This is a genomic window from Catelliglobosispora koreensis DSM 44566 (assembly GCF_000379685.1).
GTDB lineage: Bacteria > Actinomycetota > Actinomycetes > Mycobacteriales > Micromonosporaceae > Catelliglobosispora > Catelliglobosispora koreensis.
Map to the genome: position 1 here is coordinate 111,926 of NZ_KB903249.1, position 10,622 is coordinate 122,547.

At 64.2% G+C, this 10,622-nt stretch carries 9 protein-coding genes, 3 tRNA genes and 1 pseudogene; 5 read left to right on the top strand and 8 right to left on the bottom strand.

Going from position 1 to position 10,622, the window contains the following annotated elements:
- Positions 1-159 precede the first annotated feature (159 nt).
- The 3 genes from A3E1_RS0100555 to A3E1_RS0100565 all read left to right on the top strand — a co-directional run bounded on the left by A3E1_RS0100555 (position 160) and on the right by A3E1_RS0100565 (position 415).
- Positions 160-232: transfer RNA gene (locus A3E1_RS0100555), tRNA-Gly, on the top strand.
- A 23-nt stretch (positions 233-255) separates the two neighbouring features.
- A tRNA-Cys gene (locus A3E1_RS0100560) sits at positions 256-326 on the top strand.
- Between the two features lie 14 nt (positions 327-340).
- A tRNA-Val gene (locus A3E1_RS0100565) sits at positions 341-415 on the top strand.
- 65 nt (positions 416-480) lie between these two features.
- Here A3E1_RS0100565 and A3E1_RS0100575 read toward each other — a convergent pair.
- The 7 genes and pseudogenes from A3E1_RS0100575 to A3E1_RS0100605 all read right to left on the bottom strand — a co-directional run bounded on the left by A3E1_RS0100575 (position 481) and on the right by A3E1_RS0100605 (position 6,529).
- Positions 481-1,634 (bottom strand): annotated as a pseudogene (locus A3E1_RS0100575) (site-specific integrase).
- Positions 1,635-1,639: 5 nt separating this feature from the next.
- Positions 1,640-1,909 (bottom strand): helix-turn-helix domain-containing protein, encoded by a 270-nt coding sequence (locus A3E1_RS48975; RefSeq protein WP_020518799.1) that lies wholly within the window; start codon positions 1,907-1,909, stop codon positions 1,640-1,642.
- 235 nt (positions 1,910-2,144) lie between these two features.
- On the bottom strand, positions 2,145-3,449 hold the full coding sequence (locus tag A3E1_RS0100585; RefSeq protein ID WP_020518800.1) for a DUF3631 domain-containing protein: 1,305 nt from the start codon (positions 3,447-3,449) through the stop codon (positions 2,145-2,147).
- Positions 3,446-4,333: a bifunctional DNA primase/polymerase gene (locus A3E1_RS0100590; RefSeq protein WP_020518801.1), complete on the bottom strand. Its 888-nt coding sequence runs from the start codon at positions 4,331-4,333 to the stop codon at positions 3,446-3,448. Before A3E1_RS0100590 ends, A3E1_RS0100585 begins: the two co-directional genes overlap by 4 nt.
- 50 nt (positions 4,334-4,383) lie before the next feature.
- On the bottom strand, positions 4,384-5,610 hold the full coding sequence (locus A3E1_RS0100595) for a hypothetical protein (RefSeq protein WP_020518802.1): 1,227 nt from the start codon (positions 5,608-5,610) through the stop codon (positions 4,384-4,386).
- On the bottom strand, positions 5,607-6,179 hold the full coding sequence (locus A3E1_RS0100600) for a hypothetical protein (protein WP_020518803.1): 573 nt from the start codon (positions 6,177-6,179) through the stop codon (positions 5,607-5,609). Before A3E1_RS0100600 ends, A3E1_RS0100595 begins: the two co-directional genes overlap by 4 nt.
- Positions 6,176-6,529 (bottom strand): hypothetical protein, encoded by a 354-nt coding sequence (locus A3E1_RS0100605; RefSeq protein WP_020518804.1) that lies wholly within the window; start codon positions 6,527-6,529, stop codon positions 6,176-6,178. The genes A3E1_RS0100600 and A3E1_RS0100605 overlap by 4 nt, the downstream gene beginning before the upstream one ends.
- A 1,582-nt stretch (positions 6,530-8,111) precedes the next feature.
- On the opposite strand from A3E1_RS0100605, the gene A3E1_RS0100615 reads away from it, so the two are divergent.
- Entirely contained in the window at positions 8,112-8,465 is a 354-nt protein-coding gene (locus A3E1_RS0100615; RefSeq protein WP_157631232.1) for a hypothetical protein, read from the top strand.
- A gap of 24 nt (positions 8,466-8,489) precedes the next feature.
- Here the strand turns inward: A3E1_RS0100615 and A3E1_RS0100620 are convergent, their stop codons facing one another.
- A complete protein-coding gene (locus A3E1_RS0100620) occupies positions 8,490-9,224 on the bottom strand; it encodes a hypothetical protein (protein ID WP_020518807.1) in 735 nt (244 codons plus the stop codon).
- A gap of 1,033 nt (positions 9,225-10,257) precedes the next feature.
- On the opposite strand from A3E1_RS0100620, the gene A3E1_RS47630 reads away from it, so the two are divergent.
- Positions 10,258-10,622 (top strand): hypothetical protein (locus A3E1_RS47630; protein ID WP_169454341.1); only part of this gene is annotated, 365 nt, incomplete at its 3' end.

The window sequence follows — 10,622 nt, forward strand, 5'->3', positions numbered from 1 at the left end:
TTCCCAGTAATGTTGCCTAAACGCACCGCGGCCAGCGTTTCCGAGTGCTCGAAGCCTCCCTTCGCGCCCACGTGACGCGCCCATGGGTACCCCGGGTTGGCGCTTGATGGCGGACTCGGCTAAAGTTTCCGTCTGTCGGGCGCTCCGGTGGCCGATGATGCGGATGTAGCGCAGTTGGTAGCGCATCACCTTGCCAAGGTGAGGGTCGCGAGTTCGAGTCTCGTCATCCGCTCGGAGAGCCGAAAGGCGCACCACGGTGGAGTGGCCGAGAGGCGAGGCAACGGCCTGCAAAGCCGTGTACACGGGTTCAAATCCCGTCTCCACCTCGCAAGAACAGCAAGGGCGATTGGCGCAGTGGGAGCGCGCTTCCTTGACACGGAAGAGGTCACTGGTTCAAACCCAGTATCGCCCACCAGCTCAGAGGCCACATCTCATCGATGGATGTGGCCTCTTTTCATCCCTGGGTGACTAACTGAGTGACTACGGCTCAGAATCCATGTCTGATTGGCCGAAGATCCCATCCATGGCTGTCGCTCCGCCGAGGATGATCGGGCGCAGCTGCTTTCGGTAGACCTCTTCCGTGACGCGCGTTCCGGCATGGCCGCATAGGTCTGCGATGTCCTCGATACGCATCCCGGAAGCTGACAGCAGCGAGACGAAGCTCGTGCGCAGCTCTCGTGGAGTCCAGTCCTTCGGGTTAAGCCCGGCAGCCTTCACGATCCGCCGGACAGATCGCCGGACATTGGCCGCGTCGAGCTTTCCGCCATTCCGCGTCGCAAACACCAGCCTCATTCCGGTTTCCTCCCGTCCCATGTTCCCTGACGCGGCTCCAGTCGGCGTAGCGCGGCTACCGCCCGGTGCGGCAGCGCGAGCGAGCGCCGGGATTTGCGGGTCTTGGTATCGCCTTTGGTGCGGACTGAGCGCCACACATGGATGGCAGGCGGGACAGGTGGGTCAGCGTCCGGCTTGCCGTCCAGGTCCACGTGGTCCCAGTCGAGCTCGCGCATCTCCTCGGTCCGCGCTCCCGTTAGGAGGGAAACGATGACGTAGGCGCCAAATGGATCTCGCTCGGCCGCGTCCAACACCGCTTTGGCTTGCTCGAAGGTCAGCGACTTCGACGGCCGCCCGTCCAAGCCTTCTGGGATTTCGCATAGCGGCACGACGTTGCGCTTCACCAGCTCTCGGGCCATGGCGCGGTTGATGATCCGGTTTAGACACTCGTGCAGCCGTCGCAGCGTGCTGGAGCTGACCTGCGTGGCCTTGGTGGCGAGCCACTTTTCTACATCGGCCGCCTTGAGATCCTTGAGCTTGCGCGCCCCGAGGTCCGGGATGATGTGGCCGCGAACCAGGTGCCCATACTTCTGAATGGTGCTATCGGCCCGGCCCACCAAGCCATACGAGAGCCAGTCCTCGGCAGCCATGGCCACGGTGGTGTTCTGGTGCTTGGTCACTAGCCCGTCTTCGTGGTCGCGAAGGACTTCTTTGAGCTTGTTCCTGGCTTCGGTTTTGGTCTTTCCGCTGCCTTTGCGGGTGATCCGCCTACCTGCTGGGGTGTAGCCGATGGTGACTTCTGCGATGTAGCGCTGGCGTTTTTCGTCCCAGTAAAGGCCGCCTTCGCCGCGTCCTCTCCTCATGGTGCTCACTTGTTGTGTCCTCTCAATGCTTCGGCTTCCAGCAGTGCTTCGTACTCGTCGATGGCTTTGGCGGGGATGCGCCGGTCGCTGCCTTGCATGACGTAGCGCAGCCGTCCGCCGCGCATCTCGTCGTAGATGACGGTGCGGCTCATGCTGAGCAAGGTCATGGCTTCCGGAATCCGGTACAGCACCTTGACATGGCGGGCAGGCGTTGAGCCAGAAATCGTTGGTGTTACCTCTTGTGAGCGGTTCAGTTCCAGGGCTGTGCTTGCCATGATGGTGCTACTCCTTTGCCTGGGTTGAGGTTTGGGAGTGGCCCTGGCGCACACCCTCGTGGCATGCGCAAGGGCCGTGGGTGTGCGCGGTCGCCCGCTGTGGGCGCCGCTGAGCCAAGATCCGTGGCAGGTGAGCGTTAGAACCCAGGGTGCCGCTGGCTCGCGCTCTGTCTCTGTCCAATGCGGACAGTCGTGAATGGAGCTATTTCGAGTGCCGAGTTTCGCTATTCGGGTGTTACTCGGATGAGGGCACGATGCGCAATTTCGTGTGCCCGTTTGGCGGTTGTTGGCTGAGGGGTGCCGGGGTAAGCGTCCCAAGCGTCCCAAGCGTTGCATCGCAGGTCAGCCCTGGGACGGAATCTTGAAGTGGGACGCTATGAAGCGTCCCACCGTTTTGAAGCGTCCCGGGGTCTAGCTGGGCGGGGACGGTTGGGACGCTTGGGACGGTTAGGGGGGACCCCTGTGGTGGTTCTAGGTCGCAGTAGCGGTCCCACGCGTCGGTGAATAGATCTTTTGAATAGCCTTTCACTTGCCCGATCGGCAGGCGGATATTGCCCGACGTAATGCCGAATTCCCGAAGGATGCGGCCGAGCTTGTGGGCGTTGAGATCGCTCCACGGCACGTCTTCGGCGGTGTTGAGTTTTTCGAGCAGGTGAGCGGTTGGCAGGGCTGCGATGTGTGGCCCGGCTTCGTTGAAGATGGTCCAGCAGGCACGCAGAACCTTTACCCCGTCGCTGGTTTCGGCTCGCTCCTCACGTGCCCCGGTGAGCGCCACGGCTGCCGTTCTGGCTCTGATCGGCCACTGCCCTCCCGCGAGGTCCGCTATGGCGATCAGCGGTTCCCAGGTGTCGGCATCGCGGTCCTCCACCGGCATGAGCGGTACCGCATCGCGCAGCGCCTTGTGGTTGGGTTTGAGCCAGGCGTTAAGTTCCGCTCCTAGCGCGGCCACAGCAGGCCGGTCCCGCTCGATACGCCACGGCTGGACCTTCTCCCGTGCCCTGCGCCGTCTCATGTGGACGACCACGGCCCGGTCCTCAATGGTTTCCGGTGCTGGGCCGATACCGGCCATGGCGGCCATGGCGAAGGTCGGGATGTGTTCTACCTGGTCCTTGTTCGGGTTGTAGCGCAAGGCTGGCCGGTTGCGCTGGTGGCCAGCGTTGAGCAGGCCGCGCAAGTCGGCGTAGGTATCGGCTGAGCCGGTAAAGATGGTGTCGTACTCATCAATGAGCAGGGTTGGCGGGCTATCGGTGCCCACCGACCGGTAGACCGCCGCAGGGCTGGCGTTGACAGTCATCAGCGGGTTGTAGGACGCGGCCTCAGTCACGTCGAGCAGGCGGCTTTTACCGCAACGCTTCTCCGGTGCGCGGATCACCAGCCGTGGCGCGCACGCCCACGCGGGCAGGGCGTGGGTCGCGGCGATCCATAGCGTTACGGCGTCGAGGGCTTCGTTGCTGGGCAGGATCACATAGGTACGGATCGTGGCCCGCAACCGGTCGAGCAGTTCCGCACCGTCCAATGTGGTGGGCTCCTTTCGGGTCATAGGGTTACTCCTTCGTCTCGGAAGCCACCGCTGATCGCGGCGCGGGAGTCTCGTTCGGTCTGGCCTGCGGCCAGCCCCACTGCCATGAGGGCAGCCTGGGCATCGGCCGGGCTGATTGCCCCGCTAGCGACCATGCGGGCGACGCCACGGCTTGCGCCGTAGAGCGTGGTGCGGCGCCTGCCCTCCGGGGCCTTGCGAACCGTTGACAGGTGCGCTTGCAGGAGGGCGGCCGGTGATGAGATGCCCCCCGCGCGGGCCAATCTGGGCTTGGGAGCTGGGGCGAGTGCGGGGTTAGCCGCGGTGACTGCTGGAGTCAGTGCGGTGCGCAGCGCGGGGGGCATCTCACTAACCGGCGTGGACTCATCAGCCCACACGTACGGTTGCCGCGTGCTGGGATGTACCGAGGGCGGCGCGGCCACATATCCGCCGTCGGCTTTGATATCGATACCGGGGCCGAGAACGTTTGGCCCGGACGGGATCTTCGTGTGCGGGCCGGGATGGCGGTAGTACAGGTGCAGGCCACCGGAGCCGGTTGTAGCGAACCGGGTAGGCGGTATGAGTCCTTTCGCTACCAGTGTTTTGACGGTTTGGCTGCCGCCGTTGCGGGGGTCTACATCGACCACCACGAGGCCAGAGGGTGCTCCGGTGCGGACGGCGAGCATGCCGTTTGGCTCCATCGCGAGCATGCGCACGATGGCTTTCGGGTCACGGGTAGCGGCATAGAAGCCGTGGCAGGTAAGGCACCGGCAGCCTTGCGGATCGTGCCGTTTGGGGTCTGCGGCGCGGCACGGCGGGCAGTTGGCTACGGGCCGTTTGTTACGGCCGAGGATGAAGACTGGCCATTCGGCGGCGTAGCGAAGCGCAGCCGCCCTCAGTGAGTGCACCGCAGGTGCCCCCTTTCAGCTCTTCGTGTGTGGGACCGGCGCGAGCCGGGCTAGGTCTGGTTGCGGTCCGGCGCGATCAGCGACCGCCGGTTCTTCTCTAGGGCTTCTTCAAGCGCGGCAACGGCTTTGGTGACGGCGCGGCGGATGTCAAACCATCCCTCTTCAAGCTCGTGCCGGAACCCGGTCAGGTTCCGCACGCTGCTGATCAGCCGGAAGCTGCGGGTGCGGCCGTGCTCAAAGTCGGTCAGGATGGCTTGCAGGCGTTCCTGCTCGCGTGCTGGTTCACGCCGTACGCAGGGGATGGCGTGCAGGTCGCTGACCAGCTGCCGCAACGGTTCCGGCGTCACTGCGGGTACGTCCGGCACGGCGCTGTCTGGTGCGTCGAGATTGCTTACGCAGTGGTCCATGGCCGTGCGGGCTCGGGTTCCCTCTGGGAGGCGATCGCGCAGCTTCTTGAGCTGGTTGAGGGCTTCCTGGCTGCTTGTGCTCCCGCTGATGGGACCAGAAGCGATATTGCCGAGAACGTTGGCGAGGGGTTCATCGTCGATGCTTAGGTGCCGGTCGCTGCCCATGGCGCGGATGGCCTGGCCGATCTCGCCGTCTTCGTGGAAACAGACCGGGCTGCCGCTTTCAGGATGGCCCCAGGAATTGGCCAGCAGCGGCTTGGCAGACATCTGCCCACGCACCACGGGGGCCGGGCCGTCGCTGGCGGTGTGGCGGGCGGCGGGTGAGCGGCTGAAGCGGTAGGCCTCAAGGCTGGAGATGAGGTCGGCCTTGTTCTGGTTACCGGGTGCCAAGCCTATGCTTCGGCTGACCTCGCGCAGCTGCTTGAGCGTCATCGCCTGAACTTGTTGTGGGGTTGGGAAATCGGCGGGCAGCCCGCTTGCCGTGCTTCGTCCAGCGCTGACCGCAGCCGTGGTCTGGCCTGGCTGGCCGAAGAAGCCGGGCGGTGTCGGCTGGCGCACGCCGGTTTCAGCCGTGGCGAGGTGTGCGGTGTAGAGGGTTTCGAAGGTGATGCGGGCTTCCTGCAAGGCGATTGAGGCGCGGAAGATCCCTTCCGTTGCTGCGGGAAGGCAGCCGGTGACGCGGGCGTCTAGGTTGTCTTCGCTCAGCGCGCCGGTGTAGTCCTCGGTCGCGGTGGCGATGGCGTTCATGCCGCTGGCGAGGCTTTGCAGCTGCCCGATCAGTTCCCAGGCGCTGTGTGGGGTGAGGTCCAAGGCCGATAGTGCGTGTGCGGCGTCCAGCAGGGGCCGGTTGGGGCTGGCGGTCTGGGTCACAGCTGTGTCCTTTGGTCGGATGAGCGGAGGCTTTGCAGGTTGCGGCGCAAGGTGAAGTGGCCGTCGAGCTGTTCGGCCAGCTGGTTTTTCGTGCCTTTCAGGCCGTCGTAGCCGTAGGCGGTGGCTACGTCTTTGAGCTGCTTGACGGTCATCGCGGCCAGCTGCTCCCGAGACGGGTAGCTCTGCGATGCCGTGCGGCTTGTGGCTTGCCCTGACTGAGGTTTGGGTCCGAAGAAGGCGCTGGGGCGGGGCTGGCGCACCCCGGATTCGGCCGCCTCGAAATGCGCGGCGTAGACCGTGCGCAGGTTTTTGGCGGCGTACTGGAATGCCGCACTGGCGGCGTAGAAGCATTCGGCCGCATCGGTGATGTGATAGATCACGCGCGGATCGATGCCGGTGCCGAGGTTTTCGGCGTAGCGGTAGGTGGCTTTAGCGAACGCTTGCGCGCCTTGGCCTAGCCCGCACAGCTGGGTGTCTAGATGCCACGCGGTGACCGGGCGAAGGTCAGCGGCGGCTAGGTGGCGGGCGGCGTCCAGGAGTGCAACGGCGCCAGGGTTGTTGTCGCTCATGCGTGGTTGGTGTCCTTTCCTGGTCCTAGTACGCGGTTGAAAACGGTGTGGGTGACGGCGATGAGGTGGCGGCATTGCGCCTGCGCGATCGCCTCTTGCGGGTCGAGGCGGGTGATGGTGCGGATTTCGACCCAGCCGCCTTGGGCGTTGTGGTAGCGGGTGGCGATCAGGGTGCCGTGGCTGGTTTTCCACCGCTCGGGTTGCGAGACGTGCTCGCCTCCGGTGACGTGCGCGGCGGTGCAGCGGTGGTCACGTGTACACCACGGCGGGTGCCCACCCGCCCGTGGCGCAGTCCTATCCGGTTCTGTCTGTCCAATGTGCTTAGTCGTGCGTGGGGTGAGCGCGGTCATGCGCAACCTCCGTGCGGTCACGTTGCGTATACGGGCGGGCGGGTTACGTGGGCGTCTCACGCGTCTCACGGGTGCGCCAAATAGCGCCCATACGCGGGCGCGTACGCGGGTGGTGAGACGGTGAGACGAGACGGTGAGACGGNTACGCAGCGTGAGATTCGCTGGCTGTGTTGAGCTGGTACAGCTGGCGTCCCTTGTCGCGGGTGCGGGTGACGTGGCCTTGCAGGGCAAGGTTGGCCAGTACCCGGCACACGGTGGCTTTNCTGACGTTGGTGGCCAGCTGGATTTCTGCCCGCGATAGCTGGCCGGTGGCTTTGCCGAGCACGTCTAGGACGAGTTCGGTCGCGGCGGGGTCGGCTGGCCACGGCTGCGCGGGAACCTTTGCGGTCAGCGTCTCCAGTGGCTGTGCGGATAGGGGTGGCGCGGTTTCGGCGTCGGCAATGAGTTTGAGGGCTTGCGTGCGTGCCGTTTGGAAGGCTTGGCGTGCACTTGCCGCTGTGCTGTGTTTTGGCGACGGCCGCCCAGTCGCCGGGTGCGGTGATGGGCGGCGCCTGCCTGGCTTGCTGTCGCCACCGATGCCGAGCGGGTCCCGGTTTCGCGTGGCGTACATGTCGCCAGCGGCTTGCGCAGACGCTGTGTCGAGTGGCGGGCGGTGTGGTGCGTAGAGGCGGGCGAGTTTGGCGACAGTCGCGGGGTCATAGAGCGGGTATCCGCGCAGCGGCAGCGCGCTGGCTTCTGGCCCGTCTTGCATCAGGGTGACACCAGGTGCCGTGTATACGTCGAGGGTCAGGGATTCTGCGGGTGCGCTGGTCATGGCCCACCGCAGGTCGCCTAGCCGGTTCATCCTCAAACACAGCACTGGATTGAGCTGGCTTTTGAGCCGCCCGGAGTGCCCGAGGCTGTCCTGGGTGGGTTTCTGCGTGGCGACAATCGAGCCCACGGCGACCTCCCGGCCGGTTTCGGCGACCTGGGTCGCCTGCTCCGTGGCCTCCTGTGCCTCTGGTGTGTTGCGGCCAAACAGCGCCGACGCTTCGTCAATGACGATCAGCAGCAGCGGCAAATCTGGTGACGGCGCTAGTACCGCGTCACCGTCACCGGTCGCGGCCAGACGGGCACCGGCCAAAGCGCGGGCGTCAATGACCGCGTTGGCGCAGGTAAGCATGTCGACCGCTGTGGCGGGGTCGGTGGCCAGCCAGTCAATGCAGGGCAGCCACGGCGCCAGCGACTTGCCGCGTTTGGCCACGTCGATAACCCACACAACCGTGTCGACGCTGGCCATGGTCCCGGTCAGCAGCACGTTGAGGCTGGTGGTTTTCCCTGACCCGGTGGCGCCGGTCAGGAAGGTGTGCCGGGCGCCAATGCTGTTCCACAGGGCCAGCTGCGCGGTTGAGCCGTCTTCGTAGACGCCAAGCGGGATCGGCGTGTGGATGGTGCGTGCGCCGGGCGCCCACAGGTCCGGGCTGGCGCTAGCTGCGGTCGCGGTGCCGGTTTTCCTTGGTGCCATGCGGTATTCCCTGTCCTTCCTGGGTCAGCAGATGACGTTGCTGGCGATCGGGTTGCCATGCCGCCGTATGCTGCGGCGGTGGTGAAGGTCTCGCGTAAACGGCAAAGCGAAATCGTCATGGAGGGTTTCGCCAGCCTGCGTGTGTGGGCTGAAAACAACGGGATACCGCTGGTGGAAGTTCATGGCTATCCACGGTCGATTGTGGATAAGAACGACGTCGGCGCTACCGTTTATCTCTTCTTCGACACCGACGCCAGCGTCGAACGTCTGCAATCCGACGGGACAACGGCGCGGGTCCAGCAAGCGTTCCTGAACATCCTTGAGACAGCCGGCTATCCCCCGCCGTGGCTGGAACACGTCACGTTTCACGTCGACTCACGCGAATGCGTTGAGCGCGACTTTGAGGGCAGTTACTTCTACTACCACCGCTAGATAGCTGCGCCCTGATGCTTGTGGTTATTCGCGGCCGGTGCTGTTGTTGATGTGGTAGGTCGCGGGGTGGATGAGTGGCTGTGTCCACGGGTCGGTTTCGGTCAGGTGGACCAGAACCTTGCGGGCGTTGGTTTTGTCCTGCTCGACCTTCACCGCGCCGGGGCGCAACTCGTAGGCGCCTTCAACCCGTTTACGCGAGATGTCTTCCGGGGTTTGGCCTGCGGCCAGTTTCACGGTCAAGACTTCGCCTGCTGGGGTCTGACGCGTGGCCAGGAGCTTTGATCCGGCGACACCCGCGATGTGGGCGACGGTGTTCCACCTCTGTTTCACGGCGTCGGCGCGCAGCTGCGCCTTGAGCGTGCCCGACATCCACCAGCCCAGCCCGAGCACCGGCGTAGCCAGCGCCCACAGGCCGTAAAGGCCGACGTTACCTGGCTGATAGGCCACCAGGACTGTCCACGGCCCGGCGATGGTGAGCACGATCGCGGCAAGGCCGCGGTCATATCCGCGCAGCCGCGTCAGCCACGCGAAAGCACACAGCGCGGCTACCGCATATGAGGCGATCAGCCAGCCCGTACCAGCGATCAGCCGCACGATCAGGGCGGCGATCGCGATAGCGAGGACGAGCAGGGCGACGGCGACCGGGGCGAGCTGACGGCGGAACCGCCATAGCAAGCGCACCGCGACAAGACCAATCGTGTTGCGCTGCCGGTCATCTATCAGCGCGAGGGCATGCTTACCTTTCTTCTTGCCAAACATTCGTTACTCCTCAGCACGATCTTCAAAGGGTGCGGTGCACCCCAAATCCGCTGGGGTGCACCGGATGTAGCGGTTTGGTTAGGCGGCGTTCTTCGGGTCCAGTAGCCAACCACGGCGTAATTTCTGCGGCAGTGCCTGCCCCCGAGACGCTTTTCCGACTGCGGTTTCATGCGCAGTTCGACTCTCAAACAAGGGCAGCGCCTTATTACACCCCGTGGCATACTGCGGGTCCTCTGCCAATCCCCAGGCAGAATTCGCATTGAAGGAGTGGCCCTACTTGAACCTCATGAAACGTGCGACCGCAGTAGCCGCAGGCTTTCTCGCCTTAGCGGGAACGCAGCTGGCCTCCCCAGGCGCATATGCGGTGGGCAGAGATCCCGTGACACCAATGGGCGTTTGCGACAACCAGTACGAGTTCATCGACATCGAATATGTTGGCCGAGACGTGCTTCAGCTTGCTCCCACCGCGGGCGGCATGAACACGAGCCCCCCAGGTGGAGGGCCAGGGTCAGTCACCAAAACTGTCACGATTGGCGGAAAGACATCCGTCGCCGTTGGTGCTGGGCTTACCGCAGACGCAAGTGTGATTGTCGCCGGCTTGTCGGCCAGCCTCAACGTAACCGTCACGGTTGAGTTCAACGCTTCGACGTCAGACGCAGCCACGGTGCCCAACGTTCTGCCTCAGAGGTCAGGGTTTATCTATCCTGGTGTCCTGCGTGACATCTACCGGGGTACCTACAGGCTCATAAACGTCAACTGCCAGGTTATTTGGTCTGCGAGCATAGATGCCCACGTGCCCAAGAATCCGTTCTACGCGTTCTGTGCCGAGACGGAGACCTACGGTTGCAAGACCGGCGGCATCGGCGAGGTACACCGAGCGAAAAACCTCACGCCGCTCCCGATCTACCACGCGTCGTGCCCCTGCTACAGCGGAACTCTAGACGAGTCCCAGCCACCGCTTTCGAACCCCTACCGCGAACTCCGTCACGTGTGGACACAGCCGGGTGGCTGGTATAGCGGCAGCATCCCTGGCATGAACCTCAACGCCATCTCCTCGGTGAACATGGGCGGCCAGTGGCCACAGACGATGGCGCTCAAAGACGGTGTGCTGCGCCATATCTACGGCGACACGTCCGGTTGGCACGATGCTTCCACCGGAATCAGCGGCCTTTCTGCCATTTCTGCGGTGAACATGGGAGGGGCGTGGCCGCAGGTCATGGCGCTGAAGAACGGTGTGCTACACCAGATCTACGGCGACACGTCCGGTTGGCACATCGCTTCAACCGGAATCAGCGGTCTGAGCGCGATCTCCGCGGTGAACATGGGTGGATCGTGGCCGCAGGTCATGGCTGTCAAAAACGGTGTGCTGCACCAAATCTACGCAAATACTTCAGGCTG

What these genes read in the sequence shown, in the direction of transcription:
- A3E1_RS48975 (WP_020518799.1), bottom strand. Translation starts at nt 1,909, where the DNA reads ATGGCAAGCACAGCCCTGGAACTGAACCGCTCACAAGAGGTAACACCA.
- A3E1_RS0100585 (WP_020518800.1), bottom strand. Translation starts at nt 3,449, where the DNA reads ATGACCCGAAAGGAGCCCACCACATTGGACGGTGCGGAACTGCTCGAC.
- A3E1_RS0100600 (WP_020518803.1), bottom strand. Translation starts at nt 6,179, where the DNA reads ATGAGCGACAACAACCCTGGCGCCGTTGCACTCCTGGACGCCGCCCGC.
- A3E1_RS0100605 (WP_020518804.1), bottom strand. Translation starts at nt 6,529, where the DNA reads ATGACCGCGCTCACCCCACGCACGACTAAGCACATTGGACAGACAGAA.
- A3E1_RS0100620 (WP_020518807.1), bottom strand. Translation starts at nt 9,224, where the DNA reads ATGTTTGGCAAGAAGAAAGGTAAGCATGCCCTCGCGCTGATAGATGAC.